The organism is Massilia sp. UYP11 (assembly GCF_050434805.1).
Classification (GTDB): Bacteria; Pseudomonadota; Gammaproteobacteria; order Burkholderiales; family Burkholderiaceae_D; genus Telluria.
On record NZ_JBNDJE010000001.1, the window covers coordinates 336755 to 360112 of the forward strand.

The 23358-nt window shown below is 66.1% G+C and carries 22 protein-coding genes; 7 read left to right on the forward strand and 15 right to left on the reverse strand.

What is annotated here, in order from left to right:
• Positions 1-102 precede the first annotated feature (102 nt).
• The gene (locus tag ABIB38_RS01530) at positions 103-675 is read left to right on the forward strand and encodes a porin family protein (RefSeq protein ID WP_429201149.1); all 573 of its coding nucleotides are present in this window, start codon (positions 103-105) and stop codon (positions 673-675) included.
• A gap of 273 nt (positions 676-948) precedes the next feature.
• On the opposite strand, the gene ABIB38_RS01535 is transcribed toward ABIB38_RS01530, so the two are convergent.
• The 3 genes from ABIB38_RS01535 to rarD form a co-directional block, all read right to left on the reverse strand.
• Entirely contained in the window at positions 949-1515 is a 567-nt protein-coding gene (locus tag ABIB38_RS01535; RefSeq protein ID WP_429201150.1) for an REP-associated tyrosine transposase, read from the reverse strand.
• Positions 1516-1691: 176 nt separating this feature from the next.
• Complete coding sequence (gene ettA, locus ABIB38_RS01540; RefSeq protein ID WP_429201152.1) at positions 1692-3359, reverse strand: energy-dependent translational throttle protein EttA; 1668 nt, start codon at positions 3357-3359, stop codon at positions 1692-1694.
• 107 nt (positions 3360-3466) lie between these two features.
• Positions 3467-4348: an EamA family transporter RarD gene (rarD, locus tag ABIB38_RS01545; RefSeq protein WP_429201154.1), complete on the reverse strand. Its 882-nt coding sequence runs from the start codon at positions 4346-4348 to the stop codon at positions 3467-3469.
• Positions 4349-4516: 168 nt separating this feature from the next.
• Between rarD and ABIB38_RS01550 the strand changes: the two genes are divergently transcribed.
• The 5 genes from ABIB38_RS01550 to ABIB38_RS01570 all read left to right on the forward strand — a co-directional run bounded on the left by ABIB38_RS01550 (position 4517) and on the right by ABIB38_RS01570 (position 9940).
• Positions 4517-6394 (forward strand): potassium transporter Kup, encoded by a 1878-nt coding sequence (locus ABIB38_RS01550; protein WP_429201155.1) that lies wholly within the window; start codon positions 4517-4519, stop codon positions 6392-6394.
• Between the two features lie 155 nt (positions 6395-6549).
• Positions 6550-7458, forward strand: a complete 909-nt coding sequence (locus ABIB38_RS01555; protein ID WP_429201157.1) for a polysaccharide pyruvyl transferase family protein — start codon at positions 6550-6552, stop codon at positions 7456-7458.
• 157 nt (positions 7459-7615) lie between these two features.
• A complete protein-coding gene (locus ABIB38_RS01560) occupies positions 7616-8047 on the forward strand; it encodes an FKBP-type peptidyl-prolyl cis-trans isomerase (protein WP_429201159.1) in 432 nt (143 codons plus the stop codon).
• Positions 8048-8351: 304 nt separating this feature from the next.
• Entirely contained in the window at positions 8352-8564 is a 213-nt protein-coding gene (locus ABIB38_RS01565; protein ID WP_429201161.1) for a hypothetical protein, read from the forward strand.
• Between the two features lie 149 nt (positions 8565-8713).
• Positions 8714-9940: a PEP-CTERM sorting domain-containing protein gene (locus ABIB38_RS01570; protein ID WP_429201163.1), complete on the forward strand. Its 1227-nt coding sequence runs from the start codon at positions 8714-8716 to the stop codon at positions 9938-9940.
• Between the two features lie 48 nt (positions 9941-9988).
• Here ABIB38_RS01570 and ABIB38_RS01575 read toward each other — a convergent pair whose 3' ends face one another.
• From ABIB38_RS01575 to ABIB38_RS01615, 9 genes are all read right to left on the reverse strand, one after another.
• The gene (locus ABIB38_RS01575; RefSeq protein WP_429201164.1) at positions 9989-10456 is read right to left on the reverse strand and encodes a GNAT family N-acetyltransferase; all 468 of its coding nucleotides are present in this window, start codon (positions 10454-10456) and stop codon (positions 9989-9991) included.
• Between the two features lie 33 nt (positions 10457-10489).
• A complete protein-coding gene (locus ABIB38_RS01580) occupies positions 10490-11536 on the reverse strand; it encodes a histone deacetylase family protein (protein ID WP_429201166.1) in 1047 nt (348 codons plus the stop codon).
• A 46-nt stretch (positions 11537-11582) separates the two neighbouring features.
• Positions 11583-13178 (reverse strand): glutamate--cysteine ligase, encoded by a 1596-nt coding sequence (gene gshA, locus ABIB38_RS01585; protein ID WP_429201168.1) that lies wholly within the window; start codon positions 13176-13178, stop codon positions 11583-11585.
• A 78-nt stretch (positions 13179-13256) separates the two neighbouring features.
• Positions 13257-15329, reverse strand: a complete 2073-nt coding sequence (locus ABIB38_RS01590) for a DUF885 domain-containing protein (RefSeq protein WP_429201170.1) — start codon at positions 15327-15329, stop codon at positions 13257-13259.
• 37 nt (positions 15330-15366) lie between these two features.
• On the reverse strand, positions 15367-16200 hold the full coding sequence (prmC, locus tag ABIB38_RS01595) for a peptide chain release factor N(5)-glutamine methyltransferase (RefSeq protein WP_429201171.1): 834 nt from the start codon (positions 16198-16200) through the stop codon (positions 15367-15369).
• Positions 16197-16679, reverse strand: coding sequence for a disulfide bond formation protein B (locus ABIB38_RS01600; protein WP_429201173.1), 483 nt, complete (start codon positions 16677-16679; stop codon positions 16197-16199). The genes prmC and ABIB38_RS01600 overlap by 4 nt, the downstream gene beginning before the upstream one ends.
• Before the next feature lie 293 nt (positions 16680-16972).
• Positions 16973-18049 carry a peptide chain release factor 1 gene (prfA, locus tag ABIB38_RS01605; RefSeq protein ID WP_429201174.1) on the reverse strand — a complete coding sequence of 359 codons (1077 nt, stop codon included), beginning with the start codon at positions 18047-18049 and terminating at the stop codon, positions 16973-16975.
• A 96-nt stretch (positions 18050-18145) separates the two neighbouring features.
• Positions 18146-19420, reverse strand: coding sequence for a glutamyl-tRNA reductase (hemA, locus tag ABIB38_RS01610; RefSeq protein WP_429201176.1), 1275 nt, complete (start codon positions 19418-19420; stop codon positions 18146-18148).
• A gap of 72 nt (positions 19421-19492) precedes the next feature.
• Positions 19493-20182 carry a response regulator transcription factor gene (locus ABIB38_RS01615; protein ID WP_429201178.1) on the reverse strand — a complete coding sequence of 230 codons (690 nt, stop codon included), beginning with the start codon at positions 20180-20182 and terminating at the stop codon, positions 19493-19495.
• Between the two features lie 251 nt (positions 20183-20433).
• Here ABIB38_RS01615 and ABIB38_RS01620 point away from each other — a divergent pair, with 251 nt between their 5' ends.
• Entirely contained in the window at positions 20434-21015 is a 582-nt protein-coding gene (locus ABIB38_RS01620; RefSeq protein ID WP_429201179.1) for a hypothetical protein, read from the forward strand.
• Positions 21016-21153: 138 nt separating this feature from the next.
• Here ABIB38_RS01620 and minE read toward each other — a convergent pair whose 3' ends face one another.
• From minE to minC, 3 genes are read right to left on the reverse strand one after another with little or no spacing between them, the layout of a single operon-like run.
• Positions 21154-21405 carry a cell division topological specificity factor MinE gene (minE, locus tag ABIB38_RS01625; protein ID WP_109345644.1) on the reverse strand — a complete coding sequence of 84 codons (252 nt, stop codon included), beginning with the start codon at positions 21403-21405 and terminating at the stop codon, positions 21154-21156.
• Position 21406: 1 nt separating this feature from the next.
• Positions 21407-22222: a septum site-determining protein MinD gene (gene minD, locus ABIB38_RS01630; RefSeq protein WP_429201182.1), complete on the reverse strand. Its 816-nt coding sequence runs from the start codon at positions 22220-22222 to the stop codon at positions 21407-21409.
• A 36-nt stretch (positions 22223-22258) separates the two neighbouring features.
• A complete protein-coding gene (gene minC / locus ABIB38_RS01635; protein WP_429201184.1) occupies positions 22259-23080 on the reverse strand; it encodes a septum site-determining protein MinC in 822 nt (273 codons plus the stop codon).
• Positions 23081-23358 lie beyond the last annotated feature (278 nt).

Here is a 23358-nt window from a genome sequence, read left to right on the forward strand (position 1 = left end):
TCTTACGGAATCGGCACGGACTTGCTGTTTCGTCAGTGTTATCTTGGTCATATCGCGATTCGTTGGGAATCGCGAGCCAGATGAACAAGAAGAGGAATTGAGATGAAAAAGCTGATCGTTGCACTGCTCGCTACCACCGCCGCTGTCTCGGCTGTCCAGGCACAAGAATTCACCCCACGCGCCTACGTCGGCGCCGGTGTGGTGGCCACTGACTATGAATCCCGCGTCCCGGGCGCCACCAGTGCCGACATCGATACCATCAAGGCATCGGCCAAGCTGTTCGGCGGCTATGAGTTCACCCCGAACTGGGCAGTCGAAGTCGGCCACACCGACTACCGCAGCGCCGACATCTACTACACCCTGGGTCCTGTGAACGCCAGCGGCGTCGTCGATGGCCGTTCGACCTACGTCGCCGCCAAGTTCAGCACGCCGCTGACCGAGAAGCTGGTCGGCTACGCCAAGCTGGGCATGTCGCATGACGTGAACGAACTGGCGGCAGTCAACGCGTCGCTGAACCGTCGCGACAGCGACAACAACGCCTACGGCGCCCTGGGTGTGCAGTACAACATCAACCAGGACGTGGCAGTGATCGCCGAATACGAACGCTTTGGCGGCACCCGCGACTTCGGCGTGCGTCCGAACGCACTGACCATCGGCGCGAAATACTCGTTCTAAGCCGAGCGTGTAGTGAACGACAAAAGGCCCTGCGGGGCCTTTTGTCGTTAAATTAGCTGCTGAGCTAGCCGTCAAATACGTCGTCCCCGCGCAGGCGGGGACCCAAGTTCTGCAAATGTCGTCGAAACGCTTGCGAGATTGGGTCCCCACCTGCGTGGGGACGACGTTTTTACGCTAACTCAAGAAGACTTTCGCCTTAACTTAACGTCATTGCCCTGCGGGCTTTTTTTGTTGTCAGCGCAAAACGCGCAAGGCCTGCGGATCAGCGTCGATTCAGAGCCGCGCCAGCGCCTGGCCCTGTGGCCGGGTCACCCACGGCGGCACGATGATCGACGGCGCGGGCGCCGCGTGTCCGGCCGAGATGAAACGGTGCAGCGACGACCATGGCCAGTCGCGCGGTGCGAGGCAGTGGCCATGGCGGACAGCGTCGGTGTGGACATAGTCGACCAGGGCCGCGTAATCGTCGTCCAGGCCGACCCGGTAGTGGCGGTAATGGCGTTCCCAGACCGCGCCGTCGTCGACCCCGGGCTGGCCGGTCTTGCGCAGCGCCTTCGAAAAGGCGATCTTCACGGCCCGCCAGCGGCTGGAACAGTCGTGGTCGCCCGGTGGCAGGGTCCAGATCGCATGGGCGTGATCGGGCAGGACCGCCCAGGCGTCGACATGGAAAGGCCGGCGCGCACGCGCCAGCCGCATGGCTTGGCCGAATGCGGAAATATGCTCGGTCAACAGGTGACTGCCGCGGTCGAGCAGGCGCACCGTGAAGAAGAAGGTGCCGCCGGGAACGCGGTTATCGCGGTAATGGCGGCAGTGATTGCGGTGATGATCAGGGTAATCAAGCATGGCCTGGCCGGCGCCGCGAGCATGGAGCGGCTGCGGTCGACGCGCTTTCTGGTAGTCCTCATCGCAAAGAGTTTTACACATTTTGCATTCTGACCCCGTTCCATTTCCGCTAGTAAAAAGCCCGCCAAATGGCGGGCTTTCTATTACGAAACAAACGCTGGCATTCTGTCCAGCATTCAGGTGGTCAGCGGCTTGTAGCGGATACGCTTCGGCTTGGCGCCTTCTTCGCCCAGGCGTTTCTTCTTGTCGGCTTCGTATTCCTGGTAGTTGCCATCGAAGAAGGTGACTTGGGAGTCGCCTTCGAAGGCGAGGATGTGGGTCGCGATGCGGTCCAGGAACCAGCGATCGTGGGAGATCACCATCACGCTGCCGGCGAATTCGAGCAGCGCATCTTCGAGTGCGCGCAGGGTTTCGACGTCCAGGTCGTTCGACGGTTCATCCAGCAGCAGGACGTTGCCGCCTTGCAGCAGGGTCTTGGCCAGGTGCAGGCGGCCGCGTTCACCGCCCGACAGGTTGCCCACGACCTTTTGCTGGTCAGAGCCCTTGAAGTTGAAGCGGCCCAGGTAGGCGCGCGACGGCATTTCGAAGCGGCCGACGCTGAGCATGTCGGCGCCGCCGGAGACGTCTTCGAACACGGTCTTGGCATTGGCCAATTCGTCGCGGTGCTGGTCCACCAGCGACACGTGGGCGGTCTTGCCGATCGCGACTTCGCCGCTGTCCGGCTGCTCTTTACCGGCGATCATCTTGAACAGGGTCGACTTGCCGGCGCCGTTGGGGCCGATGATGCCGACGATGGCGCCTGGCGGGACGGTGAACGACAAATTATCGATCAGGAGGCGATCGCCGAAGGCTTTCGAGACGTTCTTGAATTCGATGACTTCATTGCCCAGGCGCTCGGCCACGGGAATGAAGATCTCTTGCGTCTCGTTGCGCTTCTGGTATTCGAACTCGGACAGCTCGTTGAAGCGGGCCAGGCGGGCTTTCGACTTGGCCTGGCGCGCCTTCGGATTCTGGCGCGACCATTCCAGCTCTTTCTGCAGCGCTTTCTGACGCGCCGATTCGGTCGATTCTTCCTGCTTCAGGCGCGCCTGCTTCTGGTCGAGCCACGACGAATAGTTGCCCTTCCATGGGATGCCATGGCCGCGGTCCAGTTCCAGGATCCATTCGGCGGCATTGTCGAGGAAGTAGCGGTCGTGGGTGATGCCGACCACGGTGCCCGGGAAGCGCAGCAGGAATTGCTCCAGCCACTCGACCGATTCGGCGTCCAGGTGGTTGGTCGGTTCGTCGAGCAGCAGCATGTCGGGTTTCGACAGCAACAGCTTGCACAGCGCCACGCGGCGCTTCTCGCCGCCCGACAGCACGCCGATCCTGGCGTCCCATGGCGGCAGGCGCAGCGCGTCGGCGGCCATTTCCAGCTGCAGGTTCAGGTTGCCGCCGTCGGACGACGAGATGATCGCTTCCAGGCGTTCCTGCTCCTTGGCCAGGGCGTCGAAGTCGGCGTTCTCGTCCGCATAGGCGGCGTACACGGCTTCCAGCTTGGCTTGCGCCTCGAAGGCTTCGCCCAGGCCGGATTCGACTTCCTGGCGGACGGTTTTTTCCGGGTCGAGCTGCGGCTCCTGCGGCAGGTAGCCGATGTTCAGGCCCGGCATCGGGCGCGCTTCGCCCTGGATGTCGGTGTCGATGCCGGCCATGATCTTGAGCAGGGTCGACTTGCCCGAGCCGTTCAGGCCCAGCACGCCGATCTTGGCGCCCGGGAAGAAGGACAGCGAGATATCCTTGAGAATTTGACGCTTCGGCGGGACGATCTTGCCCACGCGGTTCATCGTATAGACGTAATTGGCCATGCTTTGACTTTGGTGTTGTTTAAGGTGCACAGGATACGACAGAACCCCGTGCCCGACACAGGATTTCTTGGCGGATGCCGGTGAAATCCCGTGTGTGCTGCGCAGAATCAGTTCTTGGCGGAAGCCGGCGACCGGCGCAGCAGGCCTTCGCCGGCGAACAGGATCAGCGCGCTCCAGATCAGCACGAAGCCGACCAGGCGGTCGGCGGTGAACGCTTCCTTGAACAGCAGCACGCCGAGCAGGAATTGCATGGTCGGCGACAGGTATTGCAGCAGTCCCAGGATCGACAGCGGGATCTTGCGCGCGCCGGTGGCGAACAGCAGCAGCGGGATCGCGGTGAGCGGACCGGCCATCACCAGCAGCACGCGCGTGGTGTCGGAGTCGGTGTTGATGAACACGTTCTGGCCTTCCAGGGTCAGCCAGATGACGTAGGCCGCCGCCAGCGGGAACAGCACGATGGTCTCGAACGACAGTCCCTCGAGCGCGCCGAGCGCCGCCGTCTTGCGCAGCAGGCCGTAGCCGCCGAAGGAGAACGCCAGGAACAGGGCGATCCAGGGCACGGTGCCGGTCTGCCAGGTCAGCCAGGCCACGCCCAGCGCGGCAATCGCGATCGCCACCCACTGGACGGTGCGCAGGCGCTCCTTCAGGATCAGGTAGCCCAGCATGATATTGACCAGCGGATTGATGAAATAGCCGAGGCTGGCTTCGATCACATGGTGGTTGCTGACCGACCAGATGTACACCAGCCAGTTGGCGCTGAGCAGCAGGGCCGACAGCACGAAGCTGAAGAACACCCGCGGTTGGCGCACCACGTTCAGCCATTTCCACTGGCGCCGCAGCAGCAGCACGATCAGCAGGAAACCGAGCGACCACAGCATGCGGTGCGCCAGGATCTGCAGCGGCGGCACGCCGTCGAGCGCGTGAAAATAAATGGGGAACAGGCCCCAGCAGAGAAAGGCCAGGGCCGCGTAGATAATGCCGGAACGCATGGGAATGGGGACTGGATTGCAGGGACGACATTATCCCTGAATGCGTCCACGGTTGCTGGGGGCATGCCTCTTTTTGCACGGGTGTATGATGCACCACGAAATATTCTTGCTTTTTTTCCGCCACTATTTTATGGTGCGCCGCACCAATGCAAACGTGATGGTGTAATCTTGACAGCAGATAATAAGAAGAGCAGCCTGGCCGCCCTGACCCTGGCCGCGGTCGGCATCGTCTACGGCGACATCGGCACCAGCCCCCTCTACACGCTGCGCGCGGTGTTCGACGACACCCACGGCCTGCCCCTGAATACACCCAACATCCTCGGCGTCATTTCCCTGATCTTCTGGGCGCTGACGGTCATCGTCTCGCTCAAGTACGTGACCCTGGTGCTGCGGGCGCACAACCGCGGCGAGGGCGGCATCATGGCCCTGATGGCGCTGGCCACCAATTCGGTGCCGCGCCACTCGCGCTGGGGCTTCCCGCTGCTGGCCATGGGCGTCATCGGCGCCACCATGTTCTACGGCGACAGCGTGATCACGCCGGCGATTTCGGTGCTCGGCGCGATCGAGGGTCTCGAGGTGGCGGCGCCCGGCATGTCGCACTACGTGGTGCCGCTGGCGGTGGTGGTGCTGGTGGTCCTGTACAGCGTGCAGCGCCATGGCACGGCCGGCATCGGCCGCTTCTTCGGCCCCGTGATGCTGGTGTGGTTCCTGGCCCTGGCCGCGATGGGCATCGTCAACATCGTCGCGTCGCCGGTCATCCTCAACGCGCTGAACCCGTATCACGCCCTCCACTTCATGCTGGACAACAAATTGCTGGCCTTTATCGCGCTGGGGGCGGTGGTGCTGGCGATCACCGGCGCCGAGGCCCTGTATGCCGACATGGGCCACTTCGGCGCCAAGCCGATCCGCATGGCCTGGTTCCTGATCGCGTATCCGGCGCTGAGCCTGAACTACCTGGGCCAGGGCGGGCTGCTGATCGCCCAGCCCGAGGCGGTGGAAAACCCGTTCTACCACCAGCTCGGCACCTGGAGCGTGATCCCGCTGGTGATCCTGTCGACCATGGCGGCGGTGATCGCCTCGCAGGCCACGATCAGCGGCACGTATTCGATGACCAAGCAGGCGATCGCGCTCGGCCTGCTGCCGCGCATGCGCATCCTGCACACCTCGGAAAGCGAGATCGGCCAGATCTATATCCCGGCCGTCAACTGGCTGCAGCTGGCGGTGGTGCTGATCGCCGTGGTCGGCTTCGGCTCGTCGGACGAGCTGGCCGGCGCCTACGGCATCGCCGTCACGGCGACCATGATGATGACCACCGTGCTGACCTTCTTCGTGACCCGCTATCGCTGGCGCCTGCCGCTATGGGTCTGCCTGGGCGCGACCGGCTTCTTCCTGACGATCGATATCATGTTGTTCGCGGCCACCACGACCAAGCTCTTCCACGGCGGCTGGTTCCCGCTGCTGATGGGCGGTGTGCTGCTGACCCTGATGCTGACCTGGAAGCGCGGGCGCGCGCTGGTGTTCGAAAACCTGCAAAAGCATGCGATTCCGCTGGAAGCCTTCATGGAATCGCTGTTCGTGGCGCCGCCGACGCGGGTGCCGGGCACCGCCATCTTCCTGCGCGGCGAAAGCGACGGCGTGCCGCACGCGATGTTGCACAACCTGTCGCACAACAAGGTGCTGCACGAGCGGGTGGTGTTCCTGACCGTGCACATGCGCGAGGAGCCCTGGGTGGCGCGCGAAGAACAGATCGACATCGTCGGCCTGGGCCACAACTGCTACCAGCTGAACATCCACTATGGCTTCAAGGACGAGCCCGACATTCCGGACATCCTGGACCGCTGCGGTCCGCTCGGCCTGCCGTTCGAGATGATGGAAACCTCGTTCTTCATCGCGCGCCAGACCGTGATCTCGGCCCCAGGCGGCGGCATGGCGCCATGGCGCGAGCACCTGTACGTGGCGATGTCGCGCAATGCGCGCAGCGCGGCCGACTATTACCAGATCCGCAGCAACCGGGTGATCGAGCTGGGCACGCAGATCGAGATCTGAGCCGCCGTTCGCGCCGACCCGCGCACGGTAGAAGTGCATTACGGAAATTTCAGCAAATTATCTTATAATCAGGAACTATTGATTAATAGGCAATTTCAGAGCACCACCGCACGGGCAGGACGTCCGAACCGATCATTCCATTCCATTGGCGAGACATGAAGCTTTACTACTATCGAGGCAATAATTTCGGCGACAAACTCAATCCCGTGATCTGGGATGCGCTGATCCCCGAGCTCGTGGACGAGGACGATTCCACGCTCCTGGTAGGAATGGGCACCCTGATCAATTCGCGGGTGCCGGCCGAACCGCGCAAACTCGTGTTCGGATCGGGCGTCGGCTACAACAAGGCGGCGCAGGTGGACGACAAATGGAAATTCTACTGCGTGCGCGGGCCGCTGACCGCCGCCGCGCTGGGGCTGGACAAGCAGGTGGCGATCACCGATCCCGCGCTGCTGCTGACCCGGGTCGTCAACCAGCCGGTGGCGCCGACCGGCGAGGTCGTGTTCATGCCGCACCATTCGAGCATGCTCAATGCCGACTGGGCGCCGTTCTGCGCCAAGGCGGGTATCACCTTCCTCGACCCCGAGGCCGACATGCACGAAGTGCTGACGAAGATCCGCGGCGCGAAACTGGTCATCGCCGAGGCCATGCATGCGGCGATCGTGGCGGACGCCTACCGGGTTCCCTGGATTCCGGTGCAATGCTACGAACACATCCTGGGATTCAAGTGGGAAGACTGGTGCCAGTCGATGTCGGTGCCTTACCGGCCCCAGACCCTGCCGAGCGTATGGGACATCGACAAGACGCTCGGCCCGCGCGACCGCCTGGCGGCGAACGTCAAGCGCGGCCTGCGCGGCGTGGGCATCTGGAAAGGCGACTGGACCCCGCCGCCGCCGGCGAAGAACGTGCGCCAGGTCGAGGATGCCGTCGTCGGCGCGTTGTCGCGGCTGGCCGCCAGCGGCGAGTCCTACCTGACCGACGAGCGTGTGCAGAGCGTGGCGCTGGAGCGCCTGCTGGCGCAGATCGACCAGTTGAAACGGGATTACGCGGTCGTGGCCGCCTGACGCGGTTGCGGCGTCGACGCGTCGCTCCGCCTTGTTACCCAGCATTGCTGAACTACAATTATCAGACAAATGACGGACAGTTTCATGGGACTGATTCGATAAGGTACGGGGGTTCGTTACACACCCCCCGTTTGCCTTTTCCAGTCGAGGATACCCGATGAAACTGACGTTTCCCCTGATCGCGGCCTTTGCCGCCATGCTCGCCCTGACCGCCTGCGGCGGCGGCAGCGACGACAACAAGCCGGTCGCCAGCAGTCCGGCGACGCTGACGAAGACCGACATCACGGTCGGCACCGGCGCCGAGGCGATTACCGGCAAGCGCGTCACCACCCAGTACGTCCTGTGGCTGTACAACGACAAGGCGGCCGACTTCAAGGGCGCGCGCCTGGAAGCGGGCGAACTGACTCCCTACGTCATCGGCAGCGGCCGCGTCATTCCCGGCTACGACCAGGGCGTGATCGGCATGAAGGTCGGCGGCAAGCGCCTGGTCCTGATCCCATCCAACCAGGCCTACGGGCCCTCCGGCCACGGTCCGATTCCAGCGAACGCGGGCCTGGTGTACGAAATCACCCTGACCAGGGTGGAATAAGAGCCAGCGGCGCGAGACCGGGGCGGCGCCCCTAATGCCGTTAAGTTAAGCTAGCTGAGCTAGCCGTCGAATACGTCGTCCCCGCGCAGGCGGGGACCCAAGTTCTGCAAACGTCGTCGAAACGCGTGCAAGATTGGGTCCCCACCTGCGTGGGGACGACGCTTTTACGCTAACTCAAGAAGACTTTCGCCTTCACTTAACGTCATCAGGGCACTGCCTCGGTTTTTGCGCGCACTGCTGACTTCGCGCACGACCCGCAGGACGGTGGCGGGCGATGCTCGGGGCTTTTCAGGCCGAGCCGATCATGCGTTCCTCTTTCCAGTTTGCCGTCTGCCTGCTGCCCATCTGCCCCGCCGCCGCGACCACCGTGTCCGCCGAGGCCGCCGCGTCCGCGCCGGCGCGGACTTTTTCCGCCTGCGTCGTCGTCGATCCCGTTCTCGCCGCCGACCCGCCCGCCTGGCTGCTGCTGGCGGCCGCGGTGGTGCTGCTCGGGGCCGGCCGCCTGGCCGCCTCGTGACCGGCACGCGGCTGCGCTGGCGCAGAACGGCCCCACGGTGTTTGCGACATCGTCGAGATTCCCGGTCACCGGAAGGATCGATGATGTCCCTGCGCAGACATTTCTTAAATAAATTGTTGCTGGTCTTATTGGTCTGGCCGGGCTTGGCCATGGCGTCGCCGCTGTACCGCGTGACCTGGCTGCCGTCCGATTTCACCGCCGCCGGCCTCGACGGAGCAGGGCGGGTGGTCGGCACCGCGCGGGGCGGGGCGGCCGTGTGGTCGCCGGGCGGCGCCACCTACCTGGGGACGCTATTGCCCGGCAGCGAAGGCCTGGCCATCAACGCCGGCGGCGCCATCGTCGGCTGGTCCGGGCTCGAGGACAACGTCAGCGAACGGCCCGTCCTGTTCTCGCCCGTTGACAACCGCATGATCGATCTCGGCACGCTGGGCGGCGTGTCCGGGCGCGCCAATGCGCTCAACAACACCGGGGTGGCGGTGGGACTGTCCGGCGTCGGCAGCGCGGGCGGCTTCGACTACCACGCCTTCGTGTACGGGCATGACGGCATGCTCGACCTCAACGCGCTGGTGGACGAGCGTGGCGACTGGCAGCTGGTGAATGCGCTCGACGTCAATGGCGCCGGCCAGATCCTGGCCCAGGCCTGCAACGGGCCGGGCGACTGCCGTGCGGTGCGGCTCGACCTGGTCACGGCGGTGCCCGAGCCGGGCAGCTGGTCGATGCTGGGGGCCGGGCTGGCGCTGCTGGCATGGCGCGCGCGCCGGCCCCTGAGCGGGCCGTGGCGCCGCATCGCGCCGGCGCTCCTGATCGCGCTCCTGATCGCGCCGCTGGCCGCGCCGCCGGCATCGGCCACGCTGCCGGCCGCATCGAGCGGTTCCGCCGCGATCAACCGCCACGGCGCGGTGACCGGCACCGCGCCGGTCACCGCGTCGGTCACCTGGGACGCGCTCCCGGCGCCGCACCACCTCGCCTATGTGTACCGCGACCAGATCATGCGCAGCCTGGGGACGCTGGGCGGCAAGGACAGCAGCGCCTTCGACGCGAACAGCTATCTATGGCAACCGTATTCGGGCGGCGTGATGTATGGCCTGGGAGCGCTCGGCGGCTTCGGCGATGGCGCTGCCAATGGCCTTAACAACGCCGGCTCGGTGGTGGGTTCGTCGAGCGCCGACACGCCCGATGGCCCGGCGGCGCGCGCCTTCCTCTACGAGCGGGGCGCGATGCGCGACCTGAACGCGCTGAGCGCGATGCCCGCGGGCTGGACGCTGGTGGATGCGACCGACATCAACGATGCGCGCCAGACCCTGGCCCTGGCCTGTCATCTCGAAGACTGCCGGCATGTGCGGCTCGATCCTGTCCGGCGCGATCCGCCGCGGTGATGCGGTTGATGAAGCGCGTGCCGGCGGTGGCCGCGCGCGCAGGGCCGTTCAGCGCAACATGTCGATGTGCATGATGCCGTCTTCGTCATAGGGTTCCGAAACGGTCTGGAAGCCGAAGCTGGCGTAGAAGCGCTCCAGGTATTGCTGGGCGCCGATGCGGATGCGGTGGCCCGGATACAGCGCCTCGGCCTGGCGGATGCCCTCGCCGAGCAGGGCGCGGCCGGCGCCGGTGCCGCGCGCGGCCGGGGTGGTAATCACGCGGCCGATCGACATCTCGTCGTACTTGGCGCCCGGGGCCAGCACGCGCAGGTAGGCGGCCAGGCTGCGCTTGCCATCGACGCTGTGCCAGCCCAGCAGGTGGTGGGCGCTCGTGTCGTGGCCGTCGATGTCGGGATACAGGCAGGCCTGCTCGAGGATGAAGACATTCTGGCGCTGGGCCAGCACTTCGTGGAGGTCGAACGGGGTGAGGTCGGCGAAGCGCGAGAATTGCCAGTCAAGAGGGCTAGGGGTGGTCATGAAATACGCAGCGATGGTGGCGGGATGGGGCGGTCATTCGGCGGCGGTTTCGAAACCTTCCAGCACGTTGACCGTATGGATGCCAAGCTCGGGGCCGGCATTGCCGCCCTCGAACACGAAGGCAGTCGGCAGGCCGAGGTGGGCGATGCGTTCGCCGATGCGCAGGAAGTCGCCGCCCTGCAGGCCGAAGCGCGGATCGGCGCCCAGCGCCGCGGTATCGACGCCGAGCGAGACCACCAGCGCCTGCGGCCGGGTCATCGAAATCCTGAGGCAGGCCGTTTCCAGCGCCGCGAACCAGGCGTTGCTGCCGCAACCGGGCGCCAGCGGGATATTCATGGTGTAGCCGAGGCCGGCGGCGGCGCCGGTCTCGTCGGCGTGACCCAGGTAGAACGGATATTCCAGGCGCGGGTCGGCGTGGATCGAGACAAACAGCACGTCGTTGCGGTCATAGAAGATGCCCTGGGTGCCGTTGCCGTGGTGGTAGTCGAGGTCCAGGATGGCGACCCGTTCCAGGCCGTCGTCCAGCAGGTGCTGGGCCGCCAGCGCGGCATTGTTCAGGAAGCAGGAGCCGCCGAAGAAATCGCTACCGGCATGGTGGCCGGGCGGGCGCGTGAGCGCGAAGGTACCGCGCTCGCCACGCCGCAGGGCATGCGCCGCGTTGACGGCGCAGTCGGCGCCGGTCTTGGCCGCGATCCAGGTGCCGCTGGTGAGCGGGGTGCCGGCGTCCATCGAATACAAGCCGAGGCGGGCGCAGAAATTCTCGGGTTCGACGTCGTCGCGCAGCGTGCGCACCGGCCACACCGCCGGGAAGGCATCCTTGCCGGCATTACGGGCGTCGAGACCGATCCACTCGCTCCAGGCATTGCGCAAGAAATGCAGGTAGCGCGGGCGGTGCACCCGCTCGAGCGTCATGAGCGGCACGCCGTGCGGCGTGACGATGGCGCCCAGGCCGCGCCGCTCGCACTCCTTCAGGACGATGGCGGCGCGCTCGGGTTTTTCCGAACAGGGCACCAGCTCGCCGCGATAGATTTCGACGCGGCCGTCATGCTGGGCATGGTGTTCGTTGTAAAACGTGAGCAAGTGGTCCTCGCGGCTGCGGATTCGGTCGGGCGCCGCGATTGGCGGCTCAGTTATTGGAGCATAGCTTACTGCTGTTGTACGCCGCAACAAAGTCGTCGAAGCTGCCGCTGTCCGTCTGCTCGATGCGCGCCTGCTCGGCGTGCGAGCTGGCCGCCATCTCGTCGAACAGCGCTTCCTCGGCCGGCATCAGGGGGCTGTCGCGGAAGGTGGCCGCATGCAGGCGGCTCTGCTGCAGGCCGAAGGCCGTGGCCGAGCCGAGCGCGCGCACTTCTTCCAGCACCCGCGCCGACGGGGTGAGCGCCGGATCCTCGACCTTCGCCTTCTGCCTGGCCAGCGAAGCCTGGTGCACGTCGCCCTCGTTGTGCCCGTCGTCCAGCAGCTGCGCCACCGGGCGGATGCGCTCGATCAGCTCCAGCGCCCACTCCGTCAAAGGCACCTCGACGCCGTCGCGGGTCAGGGTCAGGTCGGGGCGGCGGCCTTCCTTGACCGTGCGCGCGAAGTTGCGCGCGTGTAGCTGGCTGTCATGGGCGCTGATCAGCGGGCTTTCTTCGAGCGCGCAGAACAGCAGGAAGGCGTCCAGGAAGCGCCCGGTCTCGAGGGCGATGCCCACCGGCTCGAACGGATCGACGTCGAGGCAGCGCACCTCGATGTATTGCACGCCGCGGTTGCACAAGGCCTGCACCGGACGCTCGCCGGTGCGGATCACGCGCTTGGGGCGGATGGTCGAGTAATACTCGTTCTCGATCTGCAGCACATTGGTCGACAACTGGATCCACTCGCCGTCCTTCTTCGTACCCAGCCTGGCGTAGGGTTCGTAGGGACGGTTGACCGCATCCATCAGGCTCGTGACGTAGCTTTCCAGGCTGTTCTCGTGCGGACGCAGGCCAGACTGGGCGTCGTTCTGGTAACCCAGGTCGCTCATGCGCAGGCTGGTCGCGTACGGCAGGTACAGGGTGTCGCTCGACAAGGTCTCGAGCTGGTGTTCACGGCCGCGCAGGAAGCTGGTGCTCAGGACAGGCGTCGCGCCGAACAGATACATCAGCAGCCAGGAATAGCGGCGGAAGTTGCGGATCATCGCGATATAGCTTTCCGACTGGAAGTCGCGCAGCGCATGGCGGCGTTCCTCGGTGATCCCTTCCTGTTGCGCGAACAGCTGCCACAATTGTTCCGGCAGCGAATAGTTGTAGTGGATGCCGGCGATGCATTGCATGGCCTTGCCATAGCGCAGCGCCAGGCCGCGCCGGTACACGTGCTTGAGCATGCCGATGTTCGATTTGCCGTACCAGGCGATGTCGATCTCTTCCTCGGGCGGCAGCTCGCCCGGCATCGACACGCTCCACAGCATCTCGTCGCCCATCCGGGCATGGGCGTAGCGGTGGATCGCATCGAGGCGGTGCAGCGCCAGCGCGATGTCGTGCTCGGCCGGCGTGATGAATTCCAGCAGCGCCTCGGCATAGTCGGTCGTGATGTGCGGGTGCGTCAGGGCCGAACCGAGTGCCGGAGCGTGCGGGGTGCGCGCCAGCCGGCCCGCCGCGTCCACCCGCAGGGTTTCGCGCTCGATGCCGCGCAGGCCCTGGCCCAGCAGGGCGCGGTGTTCGTCGTCGTCGAGCAGGGTCAGGCGGCGGTTGAATTGGTTCGACACGGGTGTTTCCTTTCTTGTACTGCCAGTTCGGTTGGTGCAGAGATTAACCGAAAAACGGACTGCGCGTTCGGGCGCCCCTCATTCAAGCCAGGGCGCAAACCAGGGCGGCGCGCGGAAGGACTTGCTGGCCGGCGCCGGCGCCGGGGGAGCCGGCGGCGCGAAATCGGGCGCCGGGCCAGGGTCATGGCCGGGCGGGAGTTCGCCGTCGAGCATGAAGTCGAATTCGAAGGTGGGTTCCCAGCCCGGCGCCGGTTCGGATTCGGCGTTGAACTCGGCGTCGGCGTTGGTGTTCGCGCCGGCCGCGGCCGGCGGCGCAGCGGCGCGCGTCGCCGGATCCTTCTCGGCCGCGATCCAGCGGCCGATGCGGCGCTCCAGCTCGGCCAGCGGCAGCGCGCCGCCGCCGAGCAGGGCGTCGTGGAAGCGACGCGGGTCGAACAGCTTGCCGAGCGCGGCGCGCGCCTGGGTGCGCAGCGCCAGGATGCGCAGCTGGCCGATCTTGTAGCCCAGCGCCTGGCCCGGGCGCGCGATATAGCGGTCGACCTCGGCCTCGTTGTCCGGCGCCGGGTTGGCGGTATGCGCGTTCAGGTAGTCGATCGCCTGCTGGCGCGTCCAGCCGAGCGAATGGATGCCGGTGTCGACCACCAGGCGCGCGGCGCGGAACATCTCTTCGTTCAGGTGGCCGAACAGCGAGAACGGATCCTGGAACAGGCCGAGCTCGGGACCCAGGCTCTCGGCATAGGTGGCCCAGCCTTCGCCGTAGGCGTCGTACCAGCCGTGGCGCCGGAACGCCGGCAGCGCGAGCTCCTGGGCGCGCGCCACCTGCAGGTGGTGGCCGGGCACCGCCTCGTGCAGGGCCACCGTGTCGACCTGCCAGATCGGGCGCGCGGTAAGGCGCGCCGTGTCGACCACCAGCGCGGCGCTGCGCGCCGCGTTGCCGGCCTCGTAATAGGCGGCCGGCTGGCCGCTGCTTTCGCTTGCGCCGCCCATCGGCTTGACGACGATGCCGGCCGCCGGGATCACCGTCGCTACGCGGCCCAGCCGCGCCTGCGCCAGCGCCAGCGTGCGCCGGTAGCGGTCGAGCAGCGCCGCCGCGTCGACGAAGAACAGGCGCCGGTCGCTGCGCGCGAAGGCGATGAATTCGGCGAAGCCGCCGCGAAAGCCGGTGCGCGGGATCAGGCGCTCGATCCCGGCGCGCAGGCGCGCCACCTCCTGCAGGCCGAGCGCATGCACCTGGGAAGGCGTCATCGCGGTGGTGGTGCTGTCCCGCACCAGCTGGGCGTACCACGCCGGGCCGCCCGGCAGCGCCGCGGCGCCGATGCTGTCGCGCGCGCCGGGCACGTAGTCCTGGCGCAGGAAGTCCTCGAGCTTGCGCAGGGCGGGCGCCGCCTGCTGTTCCAGCGCCGCCTTGCCGGCCGCGCGCAACTGCGCGCGCACCTCGGGGTCGATGGTCGCCGGGATGCGCTGGAACGGCGCGCCGAGCGGACCATCGGCGAGTTGTTCGCGCAGCGCCCGCAACCCATCCGGCACCGGCGCGATGGCGGGCTTCGGGATCGTCCAGCCGGCCTGTCTGCCGGCGCGCAGCTGCTCGATCAGGCCGTCGACGTGGGCCGGCAGCGCCTGCAGGCGCGCCAGATAGGCCAGGTAGTCGGCGTCGTTCGCGAACGGCATCTGCGCGACCAGGCGCGGCAGGCGCACCTGCAGGCCGTCGTAGGCGGTGATCGGGAGCGGATCGAACGGCGTCAGCGCGCCGGCGGCGATCAGGCGCTCCTTGTCGGCCACGAACAGGTCGTACGACACCTGGTCTTCGCCGCGCAGCTGCGCGCGGTCGATCTTCTGCGCCGCCGCCAGCATGGCGCGCTCGTGCTCGAGCGCGGCCGCGCGTCCCGCCAGCGAGGTGTCGGACAGCCAGGCGTTGTAACGATGCTCGCCCAGGGCGGTGGCCTTCTCGGGCGCATGGCGCAGCTGCCACTGCCAGTCGCGCTCGTAGAGCCGGGCGGCCAGCCTTGCCGGCTGCTCGGCCGGCGCATCCTGGGTGAGGGCGGGCGGCGCGGATGGCATTGGCGGCATGGGCGGCGTGGGCGGCACGAATGCAACGGCGGCGGCGCCATGCAGCGGCGCGAGCAGGGCGAGAGAGGCGAACAGGATGCGCATGCATGCTCCGGAATCAGAACTGGTCATTTTAACAAGTCTATCCCGCGGGGTGCGCACCGCGGCGGCCTCCGCTGACCCGCTCGATGCCGGCCAGGTCGCGCCAGCTCTGCACCTCGCCGTAGCCGCGCGCGCTCAAGAGGCCGCGCACGGCCCCGGCCTGGTCGTAGCCATGCTCGAGCAGCAGCCAGCCGCCGGGTTCCAGGTGCGCGGCAGCGCCAGCGGCGATGGTGCGAAGGTCGGACAGGCCGTCGGCATGGTCGGTGAGGGCGTCGATCGGCTCGAAACGCAGGTCGCCTTCAATCAGGTGGCGGTCGCCGGCCACGATATACGGCGGGTTCGAGACGATCAGGTGGAAGCGCTCGGCGCCCAGCCCTGCGAACCAGTCGCTGCGCAGGAAGCGCACGCGCGCTTCGTTGGCGGCGCCATTGGCGCGCGCGACGGCCAGCGCTTCCTCGCTCACGTCGAGCGCCGTGACGTCGGCGTCTGGCCGCGTATGGGCGACGGCGACGGCGATCGCGCCGCTGCCGGTGCCCATGTCGAGCACGCGCTGGCGCGGCGCCAGCCGCTCCAGCGCGAGTTCGACGATCAATTCGGTATCCGGACGCGGGATCAGCACCGCCGGCGTCACCTTGAACGGCAGCCCGAAGAATTCGCGCTCGCCGACGATGTAGGCGATCGGTTCGCCGTCCAGGCGGCGCCGCACCAGCGCCGCCAGGAGCGCCGCTTCTTCGGGGGTGAGCACGCGTTCCGACTGCGTGATCAGGGCCACGCGCGGCAGGCGCAGCGCATGGCACAGCAGGATGCGGTTTTCCAGCGGATCGAGCGGCAGCGACAGCCGCACCTGCCCGAGGGTGGCGCCGGCTTCGATCATGCCCGCTTGGCGCGCAGGTCGCGCAGCAGCACCCAGCCGAGCAGCACGGTGAGCACCACGAACCAGACCGCCGACCATTGCGGGATGGACAGGCCCAGGATGGCGTCGGTCGCGCCTTCGCACAGGCCGTCGGCGCGGAACAGCCACGGCAGGTACTCGGCGGTGGGAATCTTGTTGAGCAGGGTTTCCATCGGATCGATGCCGCACGAGAAGCCGGGATTGGCGATCACGTACAGGTGCTTGCCGACCGTGTACAGGCCGCCGAAGGCCGCCAGCAGGGCGAGCGTGGCGCCCGCGCGCACCTTGCCGCTGATGGCCGCGACCAGCGCGAATACGCCGACGGCGAGGAACAGGTAGCGCTGGATCACGCACAGCGGGCAGGGCCGCATCTCCATGATGTGCTGCAGATAGAGGGCGACGGCGATCAGCGCGAACGAGATCGACGAGATGGCGAACAGGACCTGGCGGTTGGTGGGCATGGATTTTTTCTCGATGTGGACCGGTGCGGATGCGTTCCAGTTATCTTTGGAGCCGTCGTTCCCGCGCAGGCGGGAACCCAAGTTTGCCTGAATGACCACTAGCGCTCGCCGACAGTGCAGCGCAAATGACTTGGGTCCCCGCCTGCGCGGGGACGACGTGCTTGTGCCAACAAAAAGAGTTGGCGCTAACGGGCTGGCAGATCGCGCTTATTTTCGCATAAACGTTGCAAACGACGCTTTGCCATTTTCAATCTGGCAACTTAACGATGACTTAAGCTACTCAGTTGCCCCGTTCAGTCGCCCAGCGCCGCCAGCAATTCGGCCTGGTGTTCCTGGGCCAGCGCATCGGTCAGCTCCTTCAGGTCGCCGTCCATGATGAAATCGAGCTTGTACAGGGTCAGGTTGATGCGGTGGTCGGTCAGGCGGCCCTGCGGGAAGTTGTAGGTGCGGATGCGCTCGCTGCGGTCGCCCGAGCCGATCAGGCTCTTGCGGGTGGCCGCTTCCTGCGACTGCTGCGCGCGCAGCTGGGCGTCCTTCAGGCGCGCCGCCAGCACCTTCATGGCCGAAGCCTTGTTCTTGTGCTGGCTGCGGTCGTCCTGGCATTCCACCACCAGGCCGGTCGGCAGGTGGGTGATGCGCACCGCGGAGTCGGTCTTGTTGATGTGCTGGCCGCCGGCGCCGGAGGCGCGGTAGGTGTCGATGCGCAGGTCGGCCGGGTTGATGTCGACGTCCTCGACTTCATCGGCCTCGGGCATCACCGCCACCGTGCAGGCCGAGGTGTGGATGCGGCCCTGCGTTTCGGTGGCCGGCACCCGCTGCACGCGGTGGCCGCCCGATTCGAACTTGAGCTTCGAATAGGCGCCGTGGCCGACCACGCGCACGATCACTTCGCGGTAGCCGCCCAGGTCGGACGGCGACTCGGACACCATCTCGACCTGCCAGCGGTTGCGCTCGGCGAAACGGGTGTACATGCGCAGCAGGTCGCCCGCGAACAGCGCCGACTCGTCGCCTCCGGTGCCGGCGCGGATCTCGAGGAAGATGTTGCGCTCGTCGTTGGCGTCCTTCGGCAGCAGCATTGTCTGCAGCTCGAGCGCCAGGCCCGCCATGCGCTGTTTCGCGCCCTCGATTTCTTCCTGGGCGAACTCCTTCATCTCGGGATCCTGCAGCAGCTCCTCGGCGGCGGCGGTGTCTTCCAGCGCGCCCTGGTACTGGCGGTACACGGCCACCAGCGGCGACAGCTCGGCGTGCTCGCGCGTCATCTTGCGGTAGCTGTCCATGTTCGCGGTGGCGCCTTCGCTCATCAAAAGTTCATCCAGCTCGACGAGGCGGTTGGCGAGTTGGTCCAGCTTGAACAGCATGGAAGGTTTCATGGGCAGTCTCGGTATGAAGATGGTCGGGAGGCCGCAGGGAAGGGCCGGGGTGCGCGAACGGCGCATGGCGGGCGCGGCCGCCGTGAGAATCGGGCGCTAACGGCGCCCGCGGAACAGCTGCGGCAGCAGGGTGGCCAGGCGCGCGCGGTCGTCGCCCTGGGCCTGGTGCAGGGCCTGTTGCGGGCCGTGCAGGAACTTGGCGGTGAGGCCTTTCGACAGCGCTTCGAGCACGGCTTCGGCATCGTCGCCGCGCGCCAGCATCCTGCGCGCGCGTTCCAGCTCGGCCTGGCGCAATGCCTCGCCCGATTCGTGCAGGTCGCGGATCACCGGCACCACGGCGCGGTCGCCCACCCAGTGCATGAAGGACTGGACCCGGGTCTCGATGATGGCTTCGGCCTGGCGCACGGCGGCCTGGCGGCTTTCCATGCCGGTCTGCACCACCTGGGCCAGGTCGTCGACCGTATACAGGAACACGTCGTCCAGGCGCGCGACCTCGGGTTCGATATCGCGCGGCACGGCCAGGTCGACCATGAACATCGGGCGGTGGCGGCGCGCCTTGACGGCGCGCTCGACCAGGCCCAGGCCGATCAGCGGCAGGGTCGAGGCGGTGCAGGAGATGACGATGTCGAATCCCTGCAGGCTGTCGGGCAGGTCGGCCAGGCGGATCGCGCGGCCATTGTAGCGGGCGGCCAGCGCCTCGCCGCGCTCCATGGTGCGGTTGGCGATGGTGACCGATTTCGGGTTCTGGGCCGCGAAGTGGGCCGCGCACAGCTCGATCATCTCACCGGCGCCGATGAACAGCACGTGCTGGTCGGCGATGCGGTCGAAAATGCGGTGCGCCAGGCGCACTGCGGCGGCGGCCATCGACACGCTGTGGGCGCCGATCTCGGTGGTGGTGCGCACTTCCTTCGCCACCGCGAAGGTGCGCTGGAACATCTGGTGCAGATAGGTGCCCAGGCCGCCGGCGGCATCGGCCGTGCGCACCGCATCCTTCATCTGGCCCAGGATCTGCGGCTCGCCCAGCACCATCGAATCGAGGCCCGATGCGACGCGGAAGGCGTGGCGCACGGCGTCGTCCTGCGGCAGCAGGTAGAGGTGCGGCCGCAGTTCGGCGTAGTTGAGCGCGTGATAATGCGCCAGGAACTGGGCGGAAGCGTCCAGCGGGTCGGGCAGCCTGGTCGCCGCGTACATCTCGGTGCGGTTGCAGGTCGACAGGATCGCCGCCTCTTCGCCGCCAGTCGACCCGTGGCGCGCGAACCAGCCGCGCGCCGACTGCACCGCCGTGCCGATCTGGTCGGGGGCGAGCGCCAGTTGCTCGCGCAGCGAGACCGGTGCAGTGGTGTGGTTCAGGCCGACGGCAAGCAGTTGCATTTCGGAGGGAGGGCAAGGGTCAATGTACTGAGGCCATTATACGCGCTTGCCGTCAGGGTTTCAGGCGGGGGTCTAGGCGCCGAGCTTTTCCAGCCGGTAGCCATAGCTGTAGACCGGCACGAGGCGAAAACCGTTCTCCGGCCGCAGATGGAGTTTATTGCGCACGCGCGAAACGTGGGTGTCCATGGTGCGCGACGGCACGTCGTTTTCGCGGACCCACACCGATTCATGGATATAGGCGCGCGACAGCGGGCGGCCAATATTGCGGAAGAACAGCAGCGCCAGCGAAAACTCTTTTTGGGTCACGTCGATCACCGAGCCGTCCTTGAGCAGCCGTCCGGGACGGGTCTCGAAGGTATACGGGCCGAACTGCAACTGCTCGGCGCTGTTCTGCGACGGGTAGGCGCGGCGCAGCAGGGCCGAAACGCGCGACACCAGCTCGCCGCGGCGCAGCGGCCTGACCAGGTAGTCGTCGGCGCCGGCGGTGACGCCGGCAATGATGTCGTCCTCGGCGTTATTCCCGACCAGGAACATCGTCGGCGCGGCGGACGGCAGTTTTTCCTTCGCGCGGCGCAGCACTTCGGCGCCTTCCATGTCGGGCACATTCCAGTCCATCACCAGCATGTCGGTGCTGTCCTTGCGTAACTGCCCCAGCAGCTCCCTGGCGCTGTCAAACGATTGACAGCTGTGGCCAGCAGCACTGAGGACCTGGCAAATCAGGTCAGCTTGGGGGCGGTCTTGCTCCAGTACGGCGATCTTCATGACGGGCGAAATGTTGTAGGGTTGCCTATGTAGGAAGATTCCTACAAAGTTAAACCAAATATATCAGACTTTCACAAAGCGATGCTACTGATAAACATGGCACAGGTATCAAAAGGTGACATTTGTCCTATGCGACTGTTGTGTTAAGGGGACCACGCAGAAAATCCCACTACAGGCGTAGACTCGATTTTATATGTCATTCAGATAATGTATAGGGGTAAATTATGTTATTTAAACGCAAAAAATTGTCTGTGCCCGACGACCGCGTCCCCGTCAGCGGCGCCGCCATCGAAACCACCCGTATCCGGTGCCTGGCCCTGGTCAAGAAACGCGCCGTCATGTCGGCCGCGGTGGCTGCGGTGCCGGTGCCCGGCCTCGACCTGCTGGCCGATATCACGGGCTTTGCCGCCCTGGTCGACCAGATCAATGCCGAGTTCGGCCTGACCCAGCAGCAGATCGAGCGCCTGAACCCGCGCCTGCGCGTGATCGCCTACAAGGCGGCGGCGTCGGTGGGCGGCATGCTGGTCGGCAAACTGGTGACGCGCGGGGCGGTAGCGCGCCTGTTCCGGCTCGTGGCCGGCCGGATGGCGGTCAAGACCACGGCCAAGATGGTGCCGCTGGCGGGCCAGATCGCGTCGGCGGCGATCGGCTACACGCTGTTCAAGCGGATGGGGACGCAGCACGTGGACGCCTGCGTCAAGGTGGTCCAGGAGCTGGAGCGGGCCGATGCCGCGGGTGAGGCGCCGCAACCGGTGGAGGAGGACGCCGCTGCTACCCAGGTCAATGGCGGCGCGGTCAGCGGACCGGCCAAGGAACCGGTGCTGGTGATGTGAACCGGGGTTGCCGGAATGCGGGAGCCGGCCGGGCCTCGAAACAATGCCGGCGATAAAAAATGCCGGCGACAGAACATGCCGGATACAAAAGACAATGCCCGCTCGGGGCGGGCATCGTCGGGTGAAGGGTGGCGCCGGTCAGGTGTCCGGCAGCACCACGTTCACGTCCAGCACTTCCAGGTTGCCCTGGCGGTCGACCGAGACCTTGATGTCGTCAGGGTTGACCTTGACGTACTTCGAGATCACGGCCAGCAGCTCCTGGTGCAGGGCCGGCAGGAAATCCGGACCGGCGCGGTTGGTCCGTTCGCGTGCGATGATGATCTGCAGGCGTTCCTTGGCGGCTGTCGCGCTCTTCTTTTTTTCGGGGAAGAGGAATGAAAGCAATGCCATCTCACTTGGCTCCGAAAATGCGCTGGAATATGCCCGGCTTTTCGTAACTGGTAAAGCGCAGCGGGCGCTCTTCGCCCAGGAAGCGCGCGACGACGTCCTCGTAGGCATCGGCCACGTCGGTACCCTTGAAGTGGATCGCCGGATTGCCCTGGTTCGAGGCGTGCAGCACCGATTCCGATTCCGGAATGATGCCGATCAGGGGGATGCGCAGGATTTCCTGCACGTCCTGGTAAGACAGCATTTCGTCCGCCTCGACGCGCTTCGGCGAGTAGCGGGTGATGAGCAGGTGTTCCTTGACCGGCTCGCTGCCGCTCTGGGCGCGGCGCGACTTGGCTTGCAGGATGCCCAGGATGCGGTCCGAGTCGCGCACCGACGAGACTTCCGGATTGGTGACCACGATCGCTTCGTCGGCGAAGGTCAGCGCCATCAGCGCGCCGTGCTCGATGCCGGCCGGCGAATCGCAGATGATGAACTCGAAGTCCATCTTGACCAGGTCGTTGATCACGCGCTCCACGCCTTCTTCGGACAGCGCGTCCTTGTCGCGCGTCTGCGAAGCCGGCAGGATGAACAGGTTCTCGCAGTGCTTGTCCTTGATCAGCGCCTGGTTCAGGGTCGCTTCGCCATTGACGACGTTGATCAGGTCGTAGACCACGCGGCGTTCGCAGCCCATGATCAGATCGAGGTTGCGCAGGCCGACGTCGAAGTCGATCACCGCCGTCTTGTGGCCGCGCATGGCCAGCCCGGTGGAGAAGCTGGCGCTCGAGGTCGTTTTGCCCACACCGCCCTTGCCGGACGTCACAACAATAATTCTTGCCACAAAAAAGTCCTTTACAGTATCTGTTCAGTTCGGGGATCAGGCGCGGTGTGCCGGAGCCAGCGATTGGATGTCGATCCGGTCACCCACCAGCCGGATCTGCGTTGGCTGGCGCGACAGGTCGGACGGGAAACCTTCGTCGAACGTGCGGTACACGCCGGCGATCGAGACCAGCTCCGGCTGCATCGACAGCGCGAAGATGCGCGCATCCGGATTGCCGGAGGCGCCCGCCAGTGCGCGGCCATTGAGCGGCGCATACACGTGGATGCTGCCGTCGGCGATCAGCTCCGCGCCATTGTTGACCACGGCGGTGACGATCAAATCGGTGCCGCGCGCATAGATGCGCTGGCCGGCGCGCACCGGGGTGTCGATGACCAGGGGCAGGGCGGCCGGCGCCTGGGCGGCGGCCGGTTCCGGGGCAGCCGCCGCGGGGGCTGCCGCCGGGGGCGCAGCCGGGGCAGTCGCCGGGGAAACCGCCGATTCCGGCGCGGCAGGGGCGGCAGGGGCGGGCGGCGCCGGGGCGTGACCGCTGGCGCGCACGCCGCTCGAGCCGTCGTCCAGCGCCAGGCCCTGGGCCCGGATCGCGTCGATCATCGCCGGGCTGGCGCCGCGCACGGCGACCGCGTTCAGGCGGTATTTCTTGAGCAGGGCGACCAGCGCCGCCCAGTCGAGCCTCGGCGCTTCGGGCGCGATCGCGGCCACGTCGATCACCGCGAACTCGTCCTCGAAGAAGTCCGACACGCCCCCGGTCATCTGCTCCAAGGCGGAATCGATGGCGTTCGGGTCGGCCGAGTGCAGGATCGTGGAGATCGCAACGACCGTGGAAATCTTGATTTCGATGGGAAGCGTGGTTTTAGGCATAAAACGGTGTAGTTGGCGTTGCGCTCGTGCATTCTACTGTGAAATTTGTGGAAAAGGGCAGAAGCGCGCATATCATTCCTAACAGAAATTGAACCTTTGTCAGCAACCAGAAATTAAGTCATGCGCTAGATCAAACCCACACGATTGGCATGTTGTTTTTAATGAATAAACTGCTAAGATTGCTGATGCTTAAATAGCAGCATGGGTTCCTGGTTGCGGTAGTTGTGGTTTTATCGATCCCATGCACAGAGGCCGCCAACGCAGAATAGCGCGCCGAG